Below are 24524 nucleotides of genomic sequence, written 5' to 3'. Positions count from 1 at the left end.
ACCGCGTCTTTGCCAGCCAAGCGTATAGACTGTTGAGGATGACTCAAGCAATCAGCAGGAGCAGGCGATGTCGAACAACCTTGGAATCACGGAGCGGGTAGAGGAAATCAAACGGATGTCGCCGGTTGATGCGGCCGACTCGTTGGCAAAGTTGGCGCCGGACGATATCCAGTTTGTGCTTTCACGGCTGCCTCATGATCAGGCGATGGAGGTGGCTTCCCATCTGGCGGAGTCGGTCGGGGCGGACGATCTGGCCACCAAAACCGTCCTTTCCGGGGTCGAAGAAACTGTTGGTGAGCTGATGACCCCGGCGCCGGCCATTCTTCCGGCAACCTATACCGTGGCCGAAGCCCTGGCGTTTCTGGTCAAAAGCTCGGACCTGTCGGAGATCAGCTATATCTTTGCCACCGAGGCTGATCGCCTGGTTGGCGTGGTAGGTATGCGTGATCTGATTCTTGCCAAACCCTCCGAGTCCCTGGCGGAAATCATGAGCAAGAATCCGTTTGCCTTTGGCACCGACACATCTATCCAGGAAGCGGTTGGTGAAGTGCTCTATCGCCATTACCCTTTGTACCCGGTTGTTGACGACGCTCACCACGTGGTTGGTGTGGTGCAAGGCTGGAAGCTGTACGAACGCATTGCTTCGGAACTCAGTGGCCAGGCGGGCGCCCAGTATGGTGTCGATAAGGAAGAGCAGGTCAGCACCTCGGTCCTGAAGTCATTCCGGATGCGGCACCCCTGGTTGCAGGTTAATCTGGTGACGGCCTTTGCTGCCGCTTTTGTGGTGGGCACGTTTGAAGACACCATTACCCAGATTGTAGCCTTGGCGGCGTTCCTGCCGGTTCTTGCTGGCCAGAGTGGCAATACTGGCTGCCAGGCCCTGGCCATAACTCTCCGGGGTATGACGCTTGGCCAGTTGCGGGACTACCCGGTCAGAAAGCTGTTACGCAAGGAAATACTGCTGGGGGCTCTCAACGGCGCCGTTGTTGGCCTTATTGCAGGTGCCGCCATGTTCGCCTATGCCACGATGACGGATTCGGTCGAGCCCCTGCTCCTGGGTCTGGTGATCCTGATTGCCATGATCGGTTCCTGCGTTGGCAGTGGTGTATTCGGGGTGCTGGTTCCGTTGACGTTGAAGCGTTTCGGCGCGGATCCGGCAACCGCCAGCAGTATTTTCCTGACCACCTTCACCGACATCCTTGGTATGGGGCTGATGCTGTTTCTGGCGACGGCATTGGTTCTGTAACCTTCGTCCTACCCAAGACAGGTTCTTACTCCAGCAATGCCACCGATTTGATCAGGGCAAAGAGATGTTGCCCTGGCGCCAGGCCGAGCTGTTTGACCGCCCGGGGTGTCACTTCTGCCAGCAGCAGTTGCTGATTGGCGGTGCGGCAGGCCACTACGATGCGGTTGTTATGGGGCGGGTCGATGCGCTCTATGGTCACCAGCAGATGGTTCTGGATGCTGATGCGGTGCGGGTCGTCCAGGGACAGGCTGACATCCCGTGCGAGAATGCGCAGCCTCAAGGTTCGCTGATCGGCGGTTTGCTGATTTTGGGATGGCTGACGTCGAGATTGATCGAAGTCTGGCACCCATAGCTGTGTACCGGGTGAGCCGAACAGTCGTAAGCCATCTTCTACCGTTTCTCCGAGGCATCCCTCCAATACCGACACAGCGCCAGCGTCATCAAACAGTGGGGAGTGGGGCCGGGCCAGGGCGTGGCGTAGCGACTCGGTGAGCTGGATCTGGCCCTCGTGCATAAACGCCACCCAATCCGCCAGGCGCTCAACTTCGTCCGGGGCATGGCTGACCATGATGATCGGCACTTCCGACTCAGTCGCCATGCGTGACAAAAACGGCATGATTTCCCGTTTGGTTTGCGTGTCGAGTGCCGCTAGCGGTTCGTCGAGCAACAGCAGCTGGGGGCTGATGAGCAGTGCCCGACCCAAGGACACGCGCTGGCGCTGGCCGCCTGATAACTGATCGATTCGCCGCTCCAGTAAATCATCAATGCCCAGCATGGCGGTAACCTCGGGCGGGTGCAGGCGGCGCAGCGGCTCGGGCGTGCGCCGGTAGCCGTAGAGCAGGTTTTCCCTTACCGACAAATGCGGCAGCAGGCTGTGTTCCTGGAACACCAGACCAATACGCCGTTTGTGCAGTGGTATGAAATTCCTGCCCTGCTGCCAGTGCTGGTCACCGAATCGCACGGCTGCACCTTGAATTCGCTCAAGGCCGGCGATGATTCGCAGCAGCGTGGTCTTGCCGCAGCCGGAGCGGCCAAACAGTGCGGTGACGCCTTTGAGCGGGAGCTCGCTATCCACCTTGAGTTCAAAATCTTCGCCGTAGCTCAGGCGCGCTCGGATATACAACGTCATAGCTTGGCCACTGCAAAGCGTCGGTTGATGCTGTAGACCACAAACAGGGTGGCAAAGGCGAAGACCAGCAGCATCAACGAGAGGCTGTGGGCGGCGTCGTAGTTCATTGCTTCGGCATGGTCGTAGATCAGCACAGACAGCACCTTGGTCTCACCGGGAATGCTGCCGCCGAGCATCAGAATGACGCCGAATTCGCCCAGGGTATGGGCGAAAGTCAGGGTGGCCGCCACCAGAAAACCGCCCCGGGTAAGCGGAAAAATGACGGTGCGAAAACGATCGACAACGCCGGCACCCAAGCTGCTGGCCACCTCCACCGGCCGTCGGCCGAGGTTGCGGAAGGCTTCGGTCAGTGGCTGCACTGCAAACGGCATGGAGTAGAGTACCGAGGCGACGAGAATGCCCTCAAAGGAGAAGGCCAGGTGGTGAAGGCCAAGATTCTGCAGGGTTTCACCCACCACACCCCGTGGGCCCAGAACAATAAGCAGGTAGAAGCCGAGAACGGTGGGGGGTAGCACTAATGGCAGGGCAACAACCGCCTGAATTATCACCCGAACGGTGGAACGCCCCTGCGCCAGCCACCAGGCCAGAGGCGTTGCCAGGGTCAACAGGATCAATGTGGTATAAAGACAGAGCCGGAAGGTCACACTGATTGCTTGCCATTCCGCTGGTCCGAGTGCGGCCATCAGTCAGGCCCCATGACGAAACCGTAACGGGTCATGATGTCGTGGGCCTCTTCGCTGGCCATATAGTCGGCGAACGCCCGGGCTTGCGGTTTGTTCCCGCCATGCCGGGTGACGACGTAGCCTTGAGTCAGTGGATTATGCAGGCCATCGTCGATCAGGTGGTGGCGGTGTTTTGCCAGCTCGGGGAACCTGGCCAGTGACAGGGCGATGATGCCGACTTGCGCCGCCCCTGACTGGGCCATCTGTGCCGTATGCGCGATGTTCTCACCGAAGACCAGTTTGTCCTGCACCGCGTTCCAGACCCCCGCAGACTGCAAAGCTTCTTTCGCGCGCAGCCCGTATGGAGCATGAGATGGCTGGGCAATAGCGATCCGTCGGATGGTCTCGGAAGTAAGGTCCTCAAGGGTCAGGCTGGCAGCCGCAAGGGTATTGCTCCAGATAACGATACGGCCAATGGCATAGACCGCGGGCTCGGTTGCAGTCAGCCCTTGGGCCTTGAGTTTCTCCGGGTAGCTGATGTCGGCGGAAAAAAAGAGGTCATAGGGCGCGCCATTGATGATTTGTGTTGTCATCTTGCCGGAAGAGCCGTAAATGACCTCAATATCGACATCGGGGTGCTCCTGACGATACATCCCGATAATATCATCGAGTGCGTAACGCAGATCGGAGGCCGCGGCGAGACGCACCGGTTCGCTGGCATGCAGTGACGACGCCATCAGCAGCGGGGCGAGTGCGGTGAGTATCCGGCCTCTCTTTGTAAAGACAGTCGCGGAAAATATTGCAGAAAACGAGGCGAAAATGGACCAGACCCCTACCGACAATCCGCTCACTCTGAAATTGGGCGGCGAAGAACTTGTTATCCGGCGCCGGTATGAAGTGCTCAGCATCATCAATGATTTCTTTATCGCGCTCTGGTTTCTGGGTGGCAGCATACTGTTTTTATATCCCAGTCTGGAAAAAGCGGCCATCTGGTTATTTATCATCGGCAGCTTCCAATTCCTGATCCGGCCGACTATACGGTTAGTCAGCCATATGCATGTTAAGAGGATACCGGCCAGTAACTGGGAGCACTAGACATGATGTTTTGACCTGCCCGTCCTCAACGCACGTGGGTTATTGTTGAGGACGGAAAGAAACCAACAGCAGAGCCACCTTGAGGAGGGCAGGTCATGAATGAGTTTAAACCAGAAGCGCCCCGAAGGTTCAGCGATTGCTGGCGGTCTGCTTAAGTGATGACGGAGATCAGGTCAATGAAGACAATGAGCCATGAACAACTGGATGCCGTCCTCGAGACTATCCCCGATGTCCGCGATGGTCTGACGCGCACGGAGCGGATTATTCTGTACGTGCTGGATAAAACCCAGCGGGAAAGAGCAGGGCGTAACGTTCCGACAGTCATGCTCTATGGGCGGGTGCTGGAGTATGTGAACCTCAGTGAGGCTGAGTTCCATGTTTATCTGGACCGGCTGGGAGTGAGGGGAGATGGCCGTTAATATGCAAAGCCCAAGGGAGAGTACCAATTAATAACATTCGCCAGTTCTGGCTTGAGGTTCGTTCCAGCTTTTGGTTCCTTCCAACACTCCTGGTGCTGAGTGCCGTCATTCTCGCCGTGATCCTGGTCGAGGCAGAGGGATGGCTTTCGTCAGACTTACTGGAGGAATGGCCCCGGGTTTTCGGAGCCGGGGCCGACAGTGCGCGTGGTCTGCTGACCACGATTGCCACAACGATGATCACGGTTGCCGGCGTGGTCTTCTCAAGCACCCTGGTTGCCCTTTCTCTTGCTTCCAGCCAGTACTCGCCCCGGGTTCTGCGCAACTTCATGAGCGACAAAGGAACGCAATCGGTCCTTGGGGCATTCGTGGGAATTTTCGCCTATTGTCTGGTGGTGCTGAGGTCGATTCGTGGCCGCGAGGATGGGGATTTTGTGCCCTCTCTGGCGGTTCTGGGCGGGCTGATGCTGGGTTTTGTCGGCATTGCTGTGCTGATTTATTTCATTCATCACATTGCGCGCGCCATCCAGGCAAACACTATCCTGGCGGAGGTCTCCGCCGACACTATCGAGGCAATTGATAACTTATACCCAGAGAGCGCCGGTGCAAATGGTCCCTTGACAGGGCCCGCGTGGATGGAAGCAACCCAGTGCTGGTATCCGGTTTTAGCTGATAAAACAGGATACCTCCAGAGCACGGATGCCGACGCCCTGCTGGCCTTCGCAAGCGAACGCGAGACGATTGTGCGCATGGAGCGAATGGTCGGCCAATTCGTCATCGAAGGGGTGCCGGTGCTGTCTCTGCTCGGCAGGTCTCCCACGGACGACGACTATCGTGCGCTAGCATGGTTGTATGCGGTAGGCCGCCAACGCACCGTGGAGCAGGATGCGGCCTTCGGGATTCGCCAACTGGTGGACGTAGCACTGATCGCGCTATCGCCGGGGGTCAACGATACGACAACGGCCGTCATGTGTATCGACCATCTGACGGCGATCCTGATTCGCCTGACAGGTCGTAACATCGAGTGCAGTTTTCGTAGTAAAGACGGTGAGGTTCGGCTACTGACTCCCGGCCCTACTTATGCCGATCTGATCAGCGATTCGTTTGATCAGATCCGCCAGAACGCTTCGGCAAATGTGGCGGTTCTTGAGGGTTTGCTGGCTTCTCTCGAGCTGCTGGCAAGCGGAACGACGGACATCGCGCGGCGACGAGTGTTGCTGGAACACGCGCAAGCGCTGGCCGAACTGGGGCAAGCAAGCATCCCGGATCGCCGCGACCGACAGCGCGTTGAAGACAGGTCAGCCCGCCTGACCGCGATGCTGCGAATGAATACCCTTGAAGATGCCGACGTTGGAACACCCTGACCGGTTTGCCCAGGGGCGGCTGCTTGTCAGGCAATAAAAAAAGTCGCATTATTTTAAATTAACCCGCGTTGCGGGCGCTTTTCCTGTGGCTGCTGTAGCGGTAGGGACAGGGGTGGCAACTCCGCCAGTGTTTTCCCCGATTTTTCTTCTGCGTGTCGATTCCAGGTGTCGTCGTCCGACTTCAGGGTGTGGATGGCTCTTTCCTTATTTGAACGATTTCAATAAAGAGGTGCGTTTATGCGAAGGCAACTCCTCTTGGTTCTCATGGGAATAGTGATTGCTATACCCGTCGTTCTGGCCATTATCGGCACCAAGTTTTTCCAGTTCCAGGCCATGGCGGAAGCGGGCGCGCATTTCCAGATGCCGCCGGAGCCGGTCAACGTGTTGGCCGCACGCGAGGAACGCTGGCAGCCGAGGGTGTCGTCGGTGGGGTCTGTGGCGGCAATCAAAGGCACGGTGCTGAGTACGGAGACAGATGGTGTGGTGCGTGCAATCAACTTTCAGCCCGGCTCTGTAGTGGCTGAAGGTGACGTGCTGGTGCAGCTGGACACCGAGGTTGAACAAGCGCAACTGGACGCTGCCAAGGTGGATGCACAATGGGCACAGCTTGCCTACCGACGCGCCCGGGACCTTAGTAAAACCCGGAACATTGCGGCGGTGGAGCTGGACTCGGCAGCCAACAGCGTAAAACAGACCGAAGCTCAGCTTCGTTACCTCAAGGCTGAGATGAATCGCAAAACGGTGCGGGCGCCGTTCGAAGGCCGGCTCGGGGTCGTGCGCATCAGTGTCGGGCGGTTCCTTGCCAAAGGCAGTCCGGTGGTCTCCCTGCAGTCCCTGGATCCGGTTTTTGTGAACTTTTCGCTACCCCAGAAACATCTGGGAGAGCTGAAGGCTGGATTAGTGGTGGAGGTACAGGCGGACGCCTACCCAGAACAATCCTTCATCGGCGTCATTACCGCGCTGGATCCGGATATAGACCTTGAAACCCGAAATGTGAGGGTGCAAGCCACCTTGCCCAATCCGGACGGCCAGCTTCGGCCCGGCATGTTTGTGTCCTTGGATGTGGTCCTCGAGCGTGCCCGGCAGGCGGTGATGATCCCTGCGACTGCGGTGCAGTACGGCCCTCGCGGTAGCACTGTTTTTGTCGTGGAAGAAGAACCGGTGCAAGAACAGGTGGAGGGACAGGTGGGAGAGCAGGTCAAAGGAAACGACGGGGAACAGCACCTGGTGGTTCGTCAGCAACCGGTCACTCTCGGTGCTCGCCGGGGTGATTTCGTGGTGGTGACCGACGGTTTGAGTGGTGGCGAGCAAGTGGTCTCCAGTGGGGTGTTCAAACTCCGGCCCGGTATGGCGGTGGTAATTGATAACAGCCTGGCACCGGAATTCAGCCTGGCACCCAACCCAAGGAACACGTGAGACGGGGTTAAGCCTGCCCTCGGTTGTGGTGGATAACCATGAAAAACTTTACCGATGTTTTTGTCAGACGTCCCATCCTTGCCCTGGTGGTTAACGCCGTCATCATTATCGCCGGGTTGCAGGCCTGGAACTCTCTCAGTGTTCGCCAGTACCCGCTGAGTGAAAACGCCTCAGTGGTGGTGACCACGCCCTACATTGGCGCCAGTGCCGAAGTGGTCCGTGGTTTTGTGACCACCGCCATCGAGCGGGCTATTGCTTCCGCCGACGGGGTCGATTACGTGGAGTCCAAAAGCTTGCTGGGGCTATCGATGGTGACGGCGCGGCTGGAACTTAATTACGATTCCACCAAGGCCCTGGCGGACATCACCGCCAAGGTCAACGAGGTGCGTAACGACCTGCCTCCGCAGGCGGAGGCGCCCGCCATCAGCATCCAGTCGGCGGACTCGGAGTTTGCGGCGGCTTACCTGAGCTTCTCGTCAGACCGGCTATCCCAGAGTGAGATTACGGACTATCTGGTGCGCATGGTCCAGCCCAGGTTGTCGGCGCTGCCGGGTGTTCAGCGGGCCGATATCTTCGGTGCGCGGACCTTTGCCATGCGGGTCTGGCTAAACTCGGACAAGCTGGCTGCCATGGGCATCAGCCCTTCGGAGGTCCGTGCCGCGCTGGCCGCCAATAACTACCTGTCGGCGGTGGGTAGCACCAAGGGCACCTTCGAGCAGGTTTACCTTACCGCCAATACGGACCTCAATACGGTCAGTCAGTTCGAAGAGCTGGTGATCAAACGCCGGAATGACACCATCGTGCGCCTGCAGGATGTGGCGGAGATAGAGCTGGGGGCAGAGGACTACGATACGGAGGTCAGCTTCAACGGTCAGGCGGCGGTGTTTATGGGCATCTTCCCGCTGCCCAGCGCCAATACCATTGAGGTGGTGCAACGCGTGCGGGAGGATCTTGAGGGTATCAATCGCGATTTGCCCCTGGGTATGGAAGCCAGTATTGGCTATGACGCCTCCGAGTACATCAGCAGTGCGATTTCCGAGGTAGTGAGCACGCTTACGGAAACCCTGCTCATCGTCATCATCGTTATTTTCCTGTTTCTGGGCTCGGTGCGGTCGGTATTGGTGCCTGTGGTGGCCATTCCGGTGTCACTTATCGGGGCGATTTTCCTGATGCAGGTGTTCGGCTTCACCCTCAATCTGCTTACCCTTCTGGCGATTGTGCTGTCGGTGGGGCTGGTGGTGGATGACGCCATCGTGATGGTGGAAAACGTGGAACGCCATCTGCGGGAAGGCCGTACGCCCTTTGACGCGGCGAGGGTCGGGGCAAGAGAGCTGATCGGCCCGGTGATCACCATGACGGTCACTCTGGCGGCGGTCTATACCCCCATCGGTTTGCAGGGTGGCTTGACCGGGGCCCTGTTCCGGGAATTCGCCCTGACCCTGGCCGGAGCGGTAACGATATCCGGCATCGTGGCGCTGACCCTGTCCCCGATGATGAGCGCCAAACTGCTGCGCAGTGCTGAAAAAGAAGAGCGCGGGCTGACCGGCTGGATCAACCACCGTTTTGACCACTTGAGAGAAATTTACGGCCGCGTCCTCGATGGCACCCTGAAAGCCCGCCCTGCGGTTTACGCCGTGTGGGGGCTTTTGAGCCTGTTGATAGTGCCCATGTATATGTTCTCCCCCAAAGAACTGGCACCGCTGGAGGATCAGGGCTTCATGTTTGGCATCATCAACAATGCCGCCAATGCCTCTGCCGACCAGAAAATCCACTTTGCCCGTGCCGCCGAGCAGGCGTTTCTTTCTGCGCCGGAGCGTGACCTGACCTTTCAGATCCTGCTGTCCCCATCCGATCCGTTTGCGGCCGCCATGGGGGTAGGGGGATTCAGTGGCATGGTGGTAAAGCCCTGGGACCAACGGGCCCGTTCGATCGGTGAGATCGTGCCGGAGATGCAGGCAAAAATGTCCGCCATTCCCGGCCTGCAGATCTTTGTCGCGCAACCCCCGGCGTTACCGGGTGGTAGCAATTTCCCGGTGGAATTTGTGATTGCCTCCACCGCGGATCTGGAACAGATGCTGGGGTACGCTGAGCAGTTGCAAGCCAGAGCCATGGCAAGCGGAATATTCTATTTCCCACCGGAAATTGACCTGAAATACGATCAGCCCCAGTCCCGGATCGTGATCGATCACCAGAAGGTGGCAGCCCTGGGTCTTACCAATGCCCGGGTTGGCGCGGATCTGAGCGCGGCACTCGGGGGCGACTATGTCAACCGGTTCACCCTCTCCGGTCGCGCCTACAAGGTGATTGCGCAGTTATCGCGAGGGGAGCGGTTAAACCCGGACCAGTTGAAGAACATATATATAGCCGGCCCGGGCGCGGGTGAACTGCTTCCCCTCAGTTCCATCGCCACCATCGAGGACGGAACGGTGCCACGCTCACTGAATCGCTTTCAGCAACTTAATGCCATCAAACTCTCGGGTATGACGGCACAGATTGATGCCGGGCTCAGAGTAATGGAAGAAGCCGCGCAGGAAATCCTGCCACCGGGGTATACCATCAACTACACCGGGGAATCCCGCCAGTTGCGCTCGGAGGGGGGCAAGTTCCTGCCCGCTCTGGGTCTGGCTGTTCTGATGATCTTCATGGTGCTGACGGTACAGTTCAATTCCTTCCGCGACCCGTTCGTTATCCTGTTGGGCTCGGTGCCGCTGGCAATGTTCGGAGCCCTTATTTTCACCGTGATGAAAATGCCCAATCCGGACATGCCCTACTGGACAGACGGCTGGACCACCACCATGAATATCTATGCTCAGGTAGGACTTGTGACCCTGGTGGGGCTGATTGCCAAGAACGGCATTCTAATTGTGGAGTTTGCCAACAAGCTGCAGGAACGGGGTAAGGAAAAACTGATTGCCATCCGGGAAGCTGCTATGACTCGGCTAAGACCGGTGCTGATGACCTCCGTGGCGACGATTGCCGGCCACTTTCCGCTGGTGTTGGTGGACGGGCCGGGTGCCGCGGCTCGGAATTCCATTGGCCTGGTGCTGGTGGGTGGTATGGCGGTGGGCACCCTGTTTACGCTTTTTGTGGTGCCTTCCTTATACATGCTGATTGCACGATCTCATGGGGTCGTGCGGTCCGAGGCGGCAACTGGTGCGCCTGTGCCGGGTGTTTGAGGGAGGTGCCGCTGGAAACCGAGCAAAAACCGAGATAACTCTGCCCTGGACAGCATGGAATTGCACCATAACCAGGACGTGGCTGGTATCATCTCCGGCGCGGTCGATATAGATAAGATAAATCTGATCGGCGATTTTGACGAACCGGAATGGGTGGAGATGCCGCCCGGAGAATCATCATGGAGTTACGCCGCGGTGGCTGGGAAATGGCGGGTGCGTTTATAGCGGCCCTGGTGTTTGGTGCCGTGCTGGGCAGCGTGATTCAAACCCAGTTCAATCTGCTGGCCCTGCAAAACCTGGGTGTTGAGATAGGCATCGGTGAGCGTCTGCAGACCAGCCTTCAGGATATAGTCAATTTTGCGCCCCTGTATGGGGTTTTGTTTGGCGTCAGCTTCTTGTTATCCCAGACCGCAGCGTTGCTGCTTGGCCGGGTTATTGGGGTGCGCTGCCAAGCGCCGGTTTGTGCACTGGCGGCGGCGGTGGGGCTTTGGGTGACCTTCAGCCTGGCGGACGCACTGGCACCGATGCCGACATTGATTGCCGCTACCCGGGGTAGCGGTGGGTTACTGGCCATGCTCGTCGGCGCTGCGCTGACCGGATGGCTGTTTGCGCGCATGATCGGGCTTTCTTCGTCCGGCTCTCACGGTTATGGCAGTGCGATCGTCCTGGCTCTGGCCGGTGGGCTGATGCTGCCGGAAGGGCAGGCCTTGGCACAGCAGTCAACGGCCCAGCAATCACCGGATTATCGGGTTGACGTGGTTGCTGAAGGGCTGGAACACCCTTGGTCCATTGCCTTCCTGCCCGACGGCCGTGCCCTGGTCACGGAGCGCCCTGGTCGGCTGCGTGTGCTGTCTGCGGATGGTACCCTGCAGCCGGAACCGCTGTCCGGTGTGCCCCCGGTGTTCGCTTCCGGCCAGGCGGGGATGAACGAAGTCTCCCTGGCGCCGGATTTCCCGGCCAGCCAGCAGATTTACCTCAGTTACGCCTGCGGCACAGCGGAAGCCAACCACACCTGTCTGGCCCGGGCGCGACTGGGGACCAAAGGCCTGGAGGATATGGAAGAAATTTTCCGGGTCCAGCCGGCCAAAAGGGGGGCCGCCCATTATGGTGGCCGTATTGCGTGGCTGCCGGATGATACGCTGGTGCTTTCACTCGGGGACGGCTTTGATTACCGGGAAGAGGCCCAGAAGCTGACCAGTCATATTGGCACCATTGTGCGACTGAACGGCAACGGATCCGCGCCAGCCGATAATCCGTTCAGGGGCCGGGAGGGCGCGCTGCCGGAAATCTACAGCTACGGCCACCGCAATGTGCAGGGCCTGATCTTTGACAATGAACAGAGCCGTCTGATTGCCCACGAACACGGACCGAAAGGCGGGGATGAACTCAATCTCATCGAGCCTGGCAAAAATTATGGCTGGCCCATCACCAGTTTCGGCCTTGACTATACTGGCGCCCGGGTTACACCGTTCACCAACCGTCCGGGCATGGAGCCGCCGCTGCTTCACTGGACGCCCTCAATCGCGCCTTCTGGCATGACGCTATATAACGGCGAGATGTTTCCTCAATGGCAGGGTGATCTGTTGGTGGGCGCGCTGGCAGCCAAGCGGGTTCATCGCGTAAGCCTGGAGAAGGGCGAGGCCCGGGATGTCGAGGTACTGTTTGAATCCCTGAACGAGCGCATCCGGGACGTGAAAACCGGCCCCGACGGCGCGGTCTATCTGTTAACTGATAGCGCGAACGGTCAGGTATTGCGAGTAACCCCCAGGTAAACTTCGCAGCTCCATAAGAGCCGACGACAACAGGATTTTATCAATGTACGACATGCTCGACCGGTTGCCCGCGAACATCGTGATATCGGATTCAGTTCTGAGATTGCTATTGAGCACTGGCATCCTGATTGTGGTGGTGGTGGTATTGCGGGTGCTGATGGCCCGGTTTATCCGCCAGAAGGTGGCGTCTCACGAACTCCGGCGCAAATGGCTCGTCAACTCCCGCAACGGCTTCCTGCTGCTGATGCTGCTGGGCCTGGTGTTGATCTGGGGCGCTGAACTCCGCACCCTGGCGCTGTCGGTGGTGGCGATTGCGGTCGCCTTTGTGGTGGCCACCAAAGAACTTATCCTCTGTGTCATCGGCTCGATCATCAAAACCGGCGCTCGCTCCTTTGGCTTGGGTAGCCGTATCCAGGTCAAGGATTTCCGTGGCGATGTTATTGACCAGAGCCTGCTTACCACGACGATTCTGGAGGTCGGCCCGGGTCAGAATGTGCACCAGCGCACCGGGCGCATGGTGGTGATTCCGAACGCAATTTTTGTCTCGGAGCCGGTCATCAACGAAAGTTTCACTTATGAATACGGTTTTCATGTGTTCACCGTACCCTTCAAGCTCAATGACGATTGGCGCGGCGCCCAAAAAGTCCTGCTGGAGGTTGCCAACAGGCTCTGTGACCCCTACATCGAGGTGGTGCGCGGGCACATGAGTAATGTCAGCATGTATCGCGGCCTTGAAGTGCCGTCGGTGGATCCCCGGGTGACCATACAGGTACCAAAAGCGGGCGAGTTACATTTGGTGGTGAGGGTGCCGGTACGACCCGGAGAGAAGGGTTTTATCGAGCAGTCGATCCTGTCAGAGCTGTTTACCCATCATGATTTTCAGAATAAGCCCGACAAACCGGGCGATCAGGAAAGCGACAGTGGTAATTGATGCTGGCATATACAGCTTCTAGCGCATTATAGTTAGGCCCATGAACCAAACCCCGCGCATACCTAATGAAAAACTGCTGGATCTTCTGCTTGACGTGGTTTGCGTGGTCGATAGAGACGGTCGTTTTTTGTCGGTCAGTGCAGCCAGTGAGGGGGTCTTTGGGTACACGCCGGAAGAAATGATTGGTCGGACAACCTTTGAGATGATGCACCCGGACGACCACGCTGCCACCCATGCGGTTGTTGAGAGCATTAACTCGGGCCGCCCCTCGTCTGATCATGAAAACCGCTATCTGCGCAAAGACGGTCGCATTGTTCACATCATGTGGTCTACCCGTTGGCTTGAAGCGGAGCAGGTAAGAGTTGGTGTCGCCCGGGATATTACTGAACGCAAACGTGGGGAGGCTGTGCAAACAGCACTCTATGCGATTTCCGAAGCTGCTCACGCGGCCGGAGATCTGCTGGCACTGTTCAAGCGGGTTCATGAGGTTATTGGTAAGTTGCTGCCAGCCGAGAATTTTTTTGTGACGCTTTATGATGATGCCAGTGACCGACTCAGCTTTCCCTATTACGTTGATCAGTACGATGAGGCGCCCTCATCTCAACCGATGCAATCCGGTACCCTCAGTGCTGAAGTTATCCGATCCGGGGAAGCGGTGTTGTTAACACCTGAGACTGCCGAGAAGCTGTTATCGGATATTGGCATGGTGGTCGGGAAGCATGCGCTGGACTGGTTAGGGGTGCCTCTTATCACCGGCGCTGAGACTATCGGTGCGTTGGTGGTTCAGAGCTATTCCGGTGCTGTGCGCTACACGGATCAGGACAAGGAGCTGTTGCAGTTTGTCTCGAGCCAGGTAGCGGCTGCGGTAGAGCGCAAGCGAACACACTCTCGCCTGGAATACCTTGCGCAACACGATCAACTGACTGAATTGCCGAATCGGGCGCTGTTCCTGTATCGCTTGCAAAGCTCCCTGCTGCGGGCGCGAAGGGATTCAACACGGCTGGCGGTGCTCTATCTGGATATGGACAATTTCAAGCAGATCAACGACACCTTTGGTCATACCACGGGCGATAACCTGCTGAGGGAAGTCGCCCAGCGACTCCGGCTATGTGTGCGGGAATCCGATACCATCGGCCGCCTGGGTGGTGATGAATTTGCCATTGTGCTGGATGGTATCACCCGGCCCGAAGACGCCATTATGGTGGCGGAGAAAATTCTTGCCCGGCTGAGCGCGCCCTACGAGCTGGAGGGGACATTCCTGGTTACTGCTCCCAGCCTGGGTATTGCGGTCTATCCTGAGCACGGCCAGGACGATTTGCAGCTGGTTCGAAACGCTGACGATGCGATGTACACGGCCAAACGCAGTGGCGGCAAGTGCTACAGTATGATGGCAGAACCTGTGGACCTGTCAGCCGCCACCCCGGCCGGGTAGCGCTGAAAGCTCCCGGGATGAGCCGAGCCGGCAAACTGTAGAAAAACCGATTTCAGGAGACCTCATTGACCCGTCGACAGGGTGACCACCCTACCTACGAAATACCGACCATTACAGGCTCGGATGAACCCCCAGTAACCTGTTCAACCTGTCTCGCCTGTTGCTGTCGCCTTGAAGTGATGTTGATCACCGACACCGGTGTGCCTGAGCGTTACGTGGATACTGACTCATGGGGTGGCGAGGTCATGGCTCGCCTGGACGATGGTTGGTGTGCCGCGCTGGACCGCGAAACCATGCTTTGCCGCATTTACGAACACCGGCCCTGGGTCTGCCGGGAGTTTGAGATGGGCTCGGAGGATTGCCTGACTGAGCGCGCGGCCCACCTGTAATCCTTCCTTTCTTACTGCATTTTCACCTGCCCTGAACAGCGATATGTTTCGCCCTTTCTGTTCACAATAACGCACCCATTCAGTTTCAGGAATTTACATTCAGTATTATAAGTAGCGTTATGATTTGGCTGTAAAATTAAAATTGTAAGCGTTTGAAACATTGGCCTCCATTTGCTGGATTCACCCGTCGTCTGTCCGTACATTGCTCGTCACATTCAGTGTCAAGAAAGTGTAAAGGGTATGACCGCGTGAGGCCGTTGCTGAAAATAATCGTTTCGAGCTGCCTGTTAAGTGTTGGCACCGCTGCGTGGGCATCGGAAAGCGGCTTGCAGGCATTTGATTTTTCACTCCGCGATTTCCCGGTCAATTCCGAGGCAATGACCGCAGACGAGCCAGACCAAAACACCGACCGGGCGTCCGACCCCCATATCGAAATCCGCCCTGCCGCCCCGACCTGGCTGGGGGATCGAATTTCGTTCGGCGGCGATACCGTCAACACCAACGGCGATTACAGGGGCAGGCTTGATCTTGCTGCCAGCGATATCGCCGGAGGCAACGATGCCCTGTCACTCCGGTACAACCGCTTTTTGGCGGGCCATGCTGAAGGAAGTAACCACGGCTTTGGTTTTGGCTACTCGTTTTCGTCCAGCCTGGGGGCCATTACCATTAATGGCAACATAACTGACTACGAGAACTCTGCCACCGGAGGTGGCCGCAAGTATCAGATCAGTGGTGACCGCCAGGCCGTGGATGCGAGCTTGCGACGCCAGCTGTTTGAGCTGGGCGATCTGCGCTTTAATGCGTTAATGGGGCTGGCGACGGAGGCCAATTCGGCCTTCACCGAGGGTGATCGGGTGGATGATGCCAGTCGGCACCTGTCGTCTTTCTGGTTTGAAACTCGAATGAATTGCGACATTGGCGTCTTTGGCACTTCCGCGTTCAGCAGCGTGTCAGTGAAACAGGGGCTGACTTCGCTCGGTGCTGATAGCGACCCATGGCCCGGCACAGATATCGATGCCGAATATCGCAAATACACCCTTCTGGGCTCGCTCAATCAGCCCCTCGGACGCTGGAACTGGAACCTGAATGGCCAGTATCAGTACAGCCCCGACATATTGCCGGGTTCCCAGTATATGCTGATCGCCGGGCCGTCACAGATCAGCGGTTTTGGCGGTCAGGGAACGTATAGCCAGCAGGGTGGCTGGTTACGTCTGGACGCCAATAGTCCATGGTTTCCGCTGCTCGTGCTGTCGAATATTCACTCCAGTGTGCGGTTGTCATTGCTCAAGGGCTGGGTTGCTCCTACCGAGCATCATCCGGACTTATGGGGCTCAGCCAGTGCAGCTGAAATTGCTCTGCAGTTGAAGTCCAACGGGCTCACCGCTGGCCTTCGGATTGGCCGTATGCTCGGTGAGTCTCTCACTATCATGCAAAAACCCGATACTCCCGATGTGTCTCTGACCCTTTCTATCAGCCTGAAGTAGTCTAAACTCAGGATTGTCTACGTATTTCCTACTGTGTCTTACATAGTTGTCACTTGAAGCAAGGTGAACCATCGTTGTTAGATGGGGGTTCATTGACGAGCTGATGGCGTGGTTACGGGTGTCCTGCTGTTGTTCTTTTTGCGGGTCTGATACTTCTGGAGATGGAATGTCCTTAGCGTTGGTTCGCGGCCTGTTCGGGGCTGGGTTATTTGTTTTGTTCAGTCATGCGGCCCAGGCTGAGGTTTCGTTTGACCTCGGCATTGTGGTCGAAAAAGCGAGAAAGCTGGCGGAGCAGCCCTATCAAGCGCCGCCGGAGGTTCCCCAGTTCTTGCAGGAACTGAGTTATGCTCAGTACCAGGAAATACGCTTCAAACCTGATCTCAGCCTGTGGGGTAATTCGGAATCAAAATTCCGGGTGATGATGGCTTCGCCCGGGACCTATTACAGCCATGCCGTCGCCATCAATGAAATTGATTCCGAAGGCGTGCGGCCAGTGCCCTTCGATAAGTCGAGCTTCAATTACCCGAACGATACCCTGGCCAAGCGGATACCCGCCGACCTCGGTTATGCCGGCTTCCGGCTGACTTATCCGATGGAAACGGCGACGGTACAGAACCAGTTTCTGTCATTTGCAGGCGCAAGCTATTTTCGGGGTGTTGGCACGAACAACCGGTTTGGCGTGTCTGCCCGCGGTATTGCTGTGGATACCGGTTTGCGGACCGGGGAGGAATATCCTGCCTTTATCGAGTACTGGCTGGAACGCCCGGCGGCCAATTCCGATTCAATGGTGGTATTTGGCCTGTTAAATGGCCCCAGCGTGACGGGCGCCTATCGCTTCCGGGTATTCCCCGGGGAAACTACCCGCGTTGAGGTGACGGCCACTCTGTTCATGCGCCGGGAGGTGGGTTTATTGGGCCTGGCGCCTCTGACCAGCATGTTCTATTACGGTGAAAACACGCCCCGGCCCCACGGCGAGTGGCGGCCTCAGGTCCATGATTCGGACGGCCTGCTCATCAATAACGGAGTGTCGGGCGAATGGCTCTGGCGGCCACTGATCAACCCTCACGGCTTGCGGATGAGTTATTTTCAGACCGAAGACATCCGGGGGTTCGGGTTGCTGCAGCGGGATAACGATTTTGCTCGCTTCGAGGACCTTGAAGCCCGCTATGAGAAGCGCCCGAGTGCCTGGGTCGAGACCAAAGACAACTGGGGCAAGGGTGAGGTCGTGTTGGTGGAGATACCCAGCCGAGCGGAAACCAACGATAATATCGTTGCGTTCTGGCGGCCATCAGAGCCGGTGAGAGCAGGTGAAGATATTACCCGGGAATACACGTTGCACTTCGGGGATACCTCTATCACCGGACAGCCTTCCGCTGTCGCTATGCAAACGTTTATCGGCGATGGCAACCGTGTTGGAGGCGGCAATGTGGAGGGTGCTTATCGCATTATTGTCGATTTTGCCGGCGGCCGGCTCGATGCTCTCGATCCCCAGGCCTCGGTGGTTAGTTCCGCTAGCGGCGCAGCCGACGTCGAGATTCTTGAACACTTTGTGGAGTACAGCGAGCCGGACAAGAGCTGGAGGCTTTCGATGCTGGTTCGGCCTGCCCAGGAAGCACTGATGTCAGTTCGGGCCTACCTGAGTATGAACGGTGAGCCACTGACCGAAACCTGGACCTATGAACTGCCACCGAATGCCGGTGTTAGGGGGCAGGGTCGGTAACTCAAAACACGCAAGGACGGAGTATCAGCATGGTAAGAGCATTGTGTCAGCAGGCGCTTGATCGGGTGTTGGCCTATCTGGTGGGTTATGGTATCCCGCCGACCAATGATGTTTGCCGCCGAGCCTTGCAGTTGGTGGATTTGGCCATGGCAGAAGGCAGTGAGGATGCAATAGCCCGCTCGATGGACCTTATTCCCGAGTATTTTTCCCTGCCCGCTATCGAGGTCCCACCGCAGCGCCCGGAGCTGAGCCGCGGCAGTATAGGATACTGGCGCAATGCCTGAACTGGCAGGCTCATCACAGCGCTCGGTAACACCGCTGGCGTCCCGCCCGGAGACGCGCCTGAAATGGCATAGGGTCGCCACAGTGCGACGAGGCCTACTGTCACTTTTTGTCTTCGGTCAAACGTTGGTAGCCTGCTACTTCCTGCTATGGGTACTGCCTTATCATGGTGATACCTGGGTTGAGAAAGCACTGGTCGCGGTATTTTTCCTGTTATACGCGTGGATCGCCGTTGGCTTCTGGACAGCGATGTACGGTTTTGTTTTACGATTGTTTGGTGGTGACCGCTACTCGCTTCTAAAGCGTCACAGTGCTGACCAGCTTGCCGCGACACCGCTGGCGAAAACGGCCATTGTCATGCCGATCTACCATGAGTCCGTCCAACGTACCCTGCGGCGTTTGCGAGCGGTCTACCGGGATCTTGAACGGGTTGGGCAATTGGGGCATTTCGAGTTTTATATTCTGTCGGACAGCAGGGACCCCAATGTCTGGCTCGAAGAACAGGCCGCCTGGCAGAGCATGTGTGACGAGCTGCATGCCGACGGGCGGCTGTTCTATCGCCGGCGCACCCTGAACCAGAACTACAAGAGCGGTAACGTGGCGGACTTCCTTCGTCGGTGGGGCCGTCGCTACAGCTACATGATTGTCATGGATGCCGACAGTTTGTTGAGCGGGCGTACCCTGGTGCGAATGGTGCAGTTGATGGAACTGGAGCCGGCGACCGGCATCCTGCAAACCAACCCCACGGTGATTAATGGCCAGTCCTTGTTTGCCCGACTTCAGCAATTTGCCAATCGGGTCTATTCACCGCTGTTTGCCACCGGCCTGGCTGCTATCCAGATGGGCGACGCCGCCTTTTGGGGCCACAACGCGATCATTCGTGTGGACGCGTTCATGCGGCACTGCGGGCTTCGCAAGTTACCCGGTTTCGGCCTGTTTCGCGGTCCGATCATGAGCCATGATTTTGTCGAAGCCGCGTACATGGGTCGGGCAGGCTACGAAGTGTGGCTGGAACCCGGCCTGGGTGAAAGTTTTGAGGAGTCCCCGCCTACCCTTGCGGACGAACTGACCCGGGATGAGCGCTGGTCCAAAGGTAATCTCCAGCATCTCTGGATCATGTTGTTTGAGCCCAAATTGAGATTTGCCCACCGGATGGCCTTCCTCAACGGCATTATGGCTTACCTGGCGTCCCCGCTCTGGTTCTGTTTCCTGGCCCTGACAACGGTGGAAGCGACGCAGTTGGCGTTATCTCCAATCGACTATTTTCCCGAGGGCCACCAGGCGCTTTTCCCGCTCTGGCCGGAATGGCGCCCGCAATGGGCTATCGGACTGGCATTGAGTACCGTGGTGTTGTTATTCCTGCCCAAGTTTCTGGCTATTCTTTCGCTATTGATCAGTCGTCAGGCAAAACTGTTTGGCGGTTTTTTTCGGTTGCTGGGCAGTGTTTTGGTGGAAATTCTGATCTCGGTTTTGCTGGCACCGGTGCGAATGCTTGCTCACAGCCGCTATATACTGGGGGCGATGTTGAATTTCTCCCTGAGTTGGGCCGGCCAGAACCGGACGGAAGAAACCACCTGGCCGGAAGCGCTGGTGAGCCAGTCCCCCGGTATGCTGGTGGGCCTGGCATGGTCCGGATTTGCTTATTGGCTGGATCCGTTGTTCTTTTATTGGTCATTGCCGGTAGCAATACCACTGGTGCTTGCCGCCCCCACCTCGGTGCTGCTGAGTCGCGTCAATGTTGGTAAGTCGTTGGCGAAGCACCGAATGCTGATGATTCCGGAGGAAGTTCGACCTTCCCCGTTGTTGCAGGATGCCGTTGATGAGCGCCGGTTATTGCCCCAGGTGCAGGGCCTTACCCGATTTGAGGAAGCCGTTCTGTCACCCCGCCTCAACCACCTCCACCAGACTCTGGCCAGAAGACGCGCCAGCAGTGTCCGCCAGAGCATTCATGAGCGATTGGCCCGTCTATGCATGCGAGAAGGTCCGGGGGCGCTGACCAACAGTGAGCTTAGCCATCTATGCCGTGACAAGGAGTCCTTGGAATGGCTGCATCAGAGCGCCTGGCGAGCCAGTCCCGACAGTTTTTGGGGCCGTCGGTTGCTCGTGCTTACGGCAACGGACAGCGAGCGTGATGAGTCTTATCTTTAACTCGCCAGCTTCGGTGAGTAAAACCATCAAACACCCGGAGAAGGTATTATGGATCGGCGTACTGTTTTAAAGATGGCGGCGGCACTGAGTGCTTATGGATTGACAGTGCCCGCGCTGCTGACCAGCCGGCTTGCGATGGGTAAGCCCGTTGGTGAGGCCCAAAAATTCGACTTCGCCTGGCTCAAGGGACATGCACGCACGCTGGCCTCTCAACCCTATCAATCCCGCAAGGGTGACACGCCGGAAAGTCTTAAACAGCTGTCCTGGGACGACTATCAGGCAATTCAGTTCCGATCGGAAAAATCGCTCTGGCAAGAGCAAGGCAGCGCGTTTCACGCCCAGCTCTTTCATCTTGGACTGTATTTCCAGACCCCGGTCAGGATTTATGAGGTGATCGACGGAGAAGCCCGCCAGTTGGGCTATGATCCGGACTATTTCCGCTATTCCGGCGAGCAATCGCTGGAGGATTTACCGGAAGATCTGGGGTATGCCGGCTTCCGGGTGCAGTTTCACACCAACTTCAAACTTGACCTGGCGGCGTTCCTGGGTGCGAGCTATTTCCGTGCCGTTGGGGAGGAGATGCAGTACGGGCTCTCAGCCCGGGGCCTGGCAATTGATGCCGGCATGAGCCGGGAGGAGGAGTTTCCCGAGTTTGTCGCGTTCTGGCTAGAAAAGCCCGCCCCTGGTGACGATAAGCTCACAGTGTATGCTCTGTTAGATTCTCCCAGCATTGCTGGTGCCTATGTGTTTGACCTCTTCCCCGGCCGCAACATGGTGATGAAGATCAGCGCTGCTCTGTACCCCCGTAAAGCCATCGAACGTCTGGGTATTGCGCCTCTGACCAGTATGTATCAGGTGGGCGAGAATGATAGTCGTATGGGGTATGACTGGCGTCCGGAAATTCACGATTCTGACGGCCTTGCGCTGTGGACCGGCGCTGGCGAGTGGATATGGCGACCGCTGGTCAATCCCCGGCAGGTGCGGGTCAACTCATTTGTGGACAATAACCCGAGAGGGTTCGGGTTGCTGCAACGGGACCGGGACTTTGCCAACTATCAGGACGATGGTGTGTTCTATGACCGCAGGCCAAGCCTTTGGGTAGAACCGGGTGAAGCCTGGGGCAAGGGTGCGGTCATGCTGGTTGAGATACCCACCCGGGATGAAACGTTTGACAACATTGTCGCCTTCTGGAATCCGGAGGCTCCCCTGCAGCCCGGCGAAGAGCATTTGATGTCCTACCGGCTGACCTGGGGTGATACCATGCCGGCAGAGCCGTACGAGCTGGCCGTAACCCGGGCTACCCATACCGGACTTGGCGGTGTGGTTGGTCAGGAACGCACCTATTTTTCCTGGCGTTTTGCAGTTGATTTTTCTGGTGGCGTTCTCGATATGCTGGGGCCTGATGCAGAGGTCGAGCCCGTCATTACGGTGAGCCGAGGGGGTGTGGAAATCACCTCAGCCCGTCCGCTGGACGCCATTGATGGTTATCGCGCCATGTTCGATGTGGTACCCGGAGAATCGGAGGCGCCGGTTGATATTCGTTTGTTCCTGAGGCTCGGTGACCAGCCACTCACTGAAACCTGGGTCTATCAGTACACACCACCACCCAAAGCAGAGCAGGGTTTCTAGGAAACGTTTTCGGTTATGACGGCACAGACCAGTACCACCCGACTGAACAAATACATCAGTGAAACCGGCCTCTGTTCCCGACGTGAGGCCGACCGGCTGATTGAGGGCGGATTGGTGCAGGTTAACGGCCAGATTGCCGTGATGGGGCTGAAAGTCGGCCCGGACGATGATGTGAAGGTGCGGGGCAAACCCTTGCGGACCAAACCCAAAGCGGTCTACCTCGCTTACAACAAGCCGGCCGGAATCACCTGTACCACCGATCCGCAGATCCACGGCAACATTGTCGACGCAGTGAAATTCCGGGGTGGTCGTATCTTTCCGATCGGGCGTCTGGATAAGCCCTCTGAAGGGCTGATTCTGCTGACCAACGATGGCGACATCGTGAATAAAATCCTGCGGGCGGGCAACGCCCACGAGAAGGAATACGTGGTAAAGGTGGACAAGGCTTTTGATGATGCCTTCCTGCGCGCTATGGCGGCAGGGGTGCCGATTCTGGATACCGTTACCCAGCCGTGTGAAATTGTGCGCACATCAGATACCACCTTCAAGATTACCTTGACCCAGGGGCTGAACAGGCAAATTCGAAGAATGACGGAGTATTTCGGGTATAACGTGGTGAAGCTCACGCGTGTACGGGTGATGAATATTGATCTGGCAGGGCTTAAAACCGGTCAGTGGCGGGAGCTGAGTCCCCAGGAAATGGCGGAGATTGACGGAATGGTAGCCGGTTCCAGTAAAACAGAGGACGCCAGCGCCTTGGGCAGACGCCAACCCTCTAAGCTGAAACCAGCTCGCTAGTGTCCGGTCTGGCTATAACTTAGGCCCGCGCCCCTTCATGGCGTTCATCACCAGAGTGACCACAAGCAGTATCAGAAAGATAAAGAACAGAATTTTCGCAATGCCCGCTGCAGTGCCGGCGATGCCGCCAAAGCCCAGAACACCCGCGATAATTGCCACGATAAGACATACCACCGCCCAGTAAAGCATAGATTCCTCTCCTTAGAGTCTCAGGTCGTTGCGTCATGGTAGTTACCACAACTAACCCAGGTTAATGTGCCGTTTACCGCTTAACGATCCGCTAAGTTCGGCTAAAGAACAACAACCCAGGTTAATTCTGACGGGGATGTAATCGCGAGGCCAATTATAGCGGACGCGGGTGTTCAGGTTTCCTGATCCCGGGATTTTGCCTCCGTGATGGTCTCTTGGGCGGCCTGGCGTTCTTCGGCATCTGCTTCCGGTGTTTCATGCTCATCCGCCCGGGAAGGCCGAAAGCAGAGTGTGGCTGTAATCGGAAAATGATCAGACCCGATGTCTTTGAGGCGGGACATATTTTTGAGGGTGAAATGTTCACTGGTGAAAACGTGGTCCAGAGGCCAGCGCAGCAGCCTATGATGGGCATGGAAGGTGCTGAACATGCCTCTCCCGCGTCGGGGGTCCAGCATGCCACTAACATGGCAGAACAGTCGTGTGGTGCGGGACCAGGCGACATCGTTAAGATCGCCGACCACCAGAGTAGGCTGGTCGCGTTGATGAATGCCCTGACCAACCAGCAACAGTTCTGCATCCCGCCAGAGGGACTCCTCACTTTCGCTCGGGGCTGGGGGCCGGGGATGCAATGCATGGAGGTAAATACGTTCGCCACAGGGCAGGGTTACCCAGGTATGTATTGACGGTATGTCGTCCTGGATCAGGTATTTAACTTCGGTTTCCGTTAACGGCAGGCGTGAGTAGAGATGCATGCCATAAAGATTATCGAGGGGGATCTTGACCATATGGGGCCAGTCCTTGGCCAGGCTGGCATCAAGGGCTTGTTGCCACCAGTCATCAGACTCAAGTGTAAGCACAAGGTCGGGCTGTAGGTGATGTATTTGCTCCGTCAGGGCCGATGAGTTGCGGTTGGTGGTCAGCACATTCGATATCAGGAGCGTGATGCAACGGTCTTCGTTGCCGGATTCAGCCGGTTGCACCTGAATGGGCCATAGGGGCGTCCATGGCAGGATGCGATAGCACTGAAAGGCAAGTACCGCGGCGCTCATGACCAACGCAGTGGTGCGCCAGGGTTCGGCGGCCCACCAGGACAAAATGAAAGTGATCAACGCAACCGAGGCAATCTGAAGTCGGGGAAACTCGCAAGCCCGTATCCACCAATCGTGCAGTGGCAGTCTGGCCAGCGCCGTGACGGTGACCAGGGTGCAGGCGAGGATCATGACTATCAGGCTGAACAAGATGCGTT

21 protein-coding genes are annotated in these 24524 nt (G+C 57.4%); 16 read left to right on the top strand and 5 right to left on the bottom strand.

The window, feature by feature from the left end; genetic code table 11:
• Positions 1-67: 67 nt before the first annotated feature.
• The gene (locus F6Y09_RS17175) at positions 68-1246 is read left to right on the top strand and encodes a magnesium transporter (protein ID WP_152208162.1); all 1179 of its coding nucleotides are present in this window, start codon (positions 68-70) and stop codon (positions 1244-1246) included.
• Between the two features lie 25 nt (positions 1247-1271).
• Here F6Y09_RS17175 and modC read toward each other — a convergent pair whose 3' ends face one another.
• Genes modC through modA form a run of 3 tightly spaced genes read right to left on the bottom strand, consistent with a single transcriptional unit; the run spans position 1272 to position 3774 of the window.
• Positions 1272-2375 (bottom strand): molybdenum ABC transporter ATP-binding protein, encoded by a 1104-nt coding sequence (gene modC, locus F6Y09_RS17170; RefSeq protein ID WP_152208161.1) that lies wholly within the window; start codon positions 2373-2375, stop codon positions 1272-1274.
• Positions 2372-3058, bottom strand: a complete 687-nt coding sequence (modB, locus tag F6Y09_RS17165) for a molybdate ABC transporter permease subunit (RefSeq protein WP_152208160.1) — start codon at positions 3056-3058, stop codon at positions 2372-2374. Before modB ends, modC begins: the two co-directional genes overlap by 4 nt.
• Positions 3058-3774, bottom strand: coding sequence for a molybdate ABC transporter substrate-binding protein (gene modA / locus F6Y09_RS17160; protein ID WP_152208159.1), 717 nt, complete (start codon positions 3772-3774; stop codon positions 3058-3060). The genes modB and modA overlap by 1 nt, the downstream gene beginning before the upstream one ends.
• An 82-nt stretch (positions 3775-3856) precedes the next feature.
• Between modA and F6Y09_RS17155 the strand changes: the two genes are divergently transcribed.
• The 15 genes from F6Y09_RS17155 to F6Y09_RS17085 all read left to right on the top strand — a co-directional run bounded on the left by F6Y09_RS17155 (position 3857) and on the right by F6Y09_RS17085 (position 23089).
• The gene (locus F6Y09_RS17155; RefSeq protein WP_152208158.1) at positions 3857-4132 is read left to right on the top strand and encodes a YrhK family protein; all 276 of its coding nucleotides are present in this window, start codon (positions 3857-3859) and stop codon (positions 4130-4132) included.
• Between the two features lie 185 nt (positions 4133-4317).
• The gene (locus F6Y09_RS17150) at positions 4318-4551 is read left to right on the top strand and encodes a hypothetical protein (RefSeq protein ID WP_152208311.1); all 234 of its coding nucleotides are present in this window, start codon (positions 4318-4320) and stop codon (positions 4549-4551) included.
• Complete coding sequence (locus F6Y09_RS17145; RefSeq protein WP_343031149.1) at positions 4551-5912, top strand: DUF2254 domain-containing protein; 1362 nt, start codon at positions 4551-4553, stop codon at positions 5910-5912. The genes F6Y09_RS17150 and F6Y09_RS17145 overlap by 1 nt, the downstream gene beginning before the upstream one ends.
• Before the next feature lie 237 nt (positions 5913-6149).
• Positions 6150-7328: an efflux RND transporter periplasmic adaptor subunit gene (locus tag F6Y09_RS17140; RefSeq protein WP_152208156.1), complete on the top strand. Its 1179-nt coding sequence runs from the start codon at positions 6150-6152 to the stop codon at positions 7326-7328.
• A 38-nt stretch (positions 7329-7366) separates the two neighbouring features.
• Positions 7367-10504 (top strand): efflux RND transporter permease subunit, encoded by a 3138-nt coding sequence (locus F6Y09_RS17135; protein ID WP_152208155.1) that lies wholly within the window; start codon positions 7367-7369, stop codon positions 10502-10504.
• 179 nt (positions 10505-10683) lie between these two features.
• Entirely contained in the window at positions 10684-12276 is a 1593-nt protein-coding gene (locus tag F6Y09_RS17130; RefSeq protein WP_152208154.1) for a PQQ-dependent sugar dehydrogenase, read from the top strand.
• Between the two features lie 43 nt (positions 12277-12319).
• Positions 12320-13207: a mechanosensitive ion channel domain-containing protein gene (locus tag F6Y09_RS17125; RefSeq protein ID WP_152208153.1), complete on the top strand. Its 888-nt coding sequence runs from the start codon at positions 12320-12322 to the stop codon at positions 13205-13207.
• Positions 13208-13247: 40 nt separating this feature from the next.
• Positions 13248-14639: a sensor domain-containing protein gene (locus F6Y09_RS17120; RefSeq protein ID WP_152208152.1), complete on the top strand. Its 1392-nt coding sequence runs from the start codon at positions 13248-13250 to the stop codon at positions 14637-14639.
• A gap of 101 nt (positions 14640-14740) precedes the next feature.
• Complete coding sequence (locus tag F6Y09_RS20370) at positions 14741-15028, top strand: YkgJ family cysteine cluster protein (RefSeq protein ID WP_246180592.1); 288 nt, start codon at positions 14741-14743, stop codon at positions 15026-15028.
• 326 nt (positions 15029-15354) lie between these two features.
• The gene (locus tag F6Y09_RS17110; protein ID WP_152208150.1) at positions 15355-16512 is read left to right on the top strand and encodes a ShlB/FhaC/HecB family hemolysin secretion/activation protein; all 1158 of its coding nucleotides are present in this window, start codon (positions 15355-15357) and stop codon (positions 16510-16512) included.
• A 166-nt stretch (positions 16513-16678) separates the two neighbouring features.
• Entirely contained in the window at positions 16679-18232 is a 1554-nt protein-coding gene (locus F6Y09_RS17105; protein ID WP_152208149.1) for a glucan biosynthesis protein G, read from the top strand.
• A gap of 29 nt (positions 18233-18261) precedes the next feature.
• A complete protein-coding gene (locus F6Y09_RS17100; protein ID WP_152208148.1) occupies positions 18262-18516 on the top strand; it encodes a hypothetical protein in 255 nt (84 codons plus the stop codon).
• The gene (gene mdoH, locus F6Y09_RS17095) at positions 18509-20662 is read left to right on the top strand and encodes a glucans biosynthesis glucosyltransferase MdoH (protein WP_152208147.1); all 2154 of its coding nucleotides are present in this window, start codon (positions 18509-18511) and stop codon (positions 20660-20662) included. The genes F6Y09_RS17100 and mdoH overlap by 8 nt, the downstream gene beginning before the upstream one ends.
• Before the next feature lie 48 nt (positions 20663-20710).
• Positions 20711-22291: an OpgD/OpgG family glucan biosynthesis protein gene (locus F6Y09_RS17090; RefSeq protein ID WP_152208146.1), complete on the top strand. Its 1581-nt coding sequence runs from the start codon at positions 20711-20713 to the stop codon at positions 22289-22291.
• A gap of 15 nt (positions 22292-22306) precedes the next feature.
• Positions 22307-23089, top strand: coding sequence for a pseudouridine synthase (locus tag F6Y09_RS17085; protein WP_152208145.1), 783 nt, complete (start codon positions 22307-22309; stop codon positions 23087-23089).
• Between the two features lie 12 nt (positions 23090-23101).
• Here the strand turns inward: F6Y09_RS17085 and F6Y09_RS17080 are convergent, their stop codons facing one another.
• The gene (locus F6Y09_RS17080) at positions 23102-23278 is read right to left on the bottom strand and encodes a DUF1328 domain-containing protein (protein ID WP_152208144.1); all 177 of its coding nucleotides are present in this window, start codon (positions 23276-23278) and stop codon (positions 23102-23104) included.
• Between the two features lie 173 nt (positions 23279-23451).
• Positions 23452-24516, bottom strand: a complete 1065-nt coding sequence (locus F6Y09_RS17075; RefSeq protein ID WP_152208143.1) for an endonuclease/exonuclease/phosphatase family protein — start codon at positions 24514-24516, stop codon at positions 23452-23454.
• Between the last annotated feature and the right edge of the window lie 8 nt (positions 24517-24524).

This window comes from Marinobacter changyiensis, assembly GCF_009193265.1.
GTDB classification, from domain to species: domain Bacteria; phylum Pseudomonadota; class Gammaproteobacteria; order Pseudomonadales; family Oleiphilaceae; genus Marinobacter; species Marinobacter changyiensis.
This window is presented reverse-complemented; position numbering and strand designations above follow the sequence as displayed.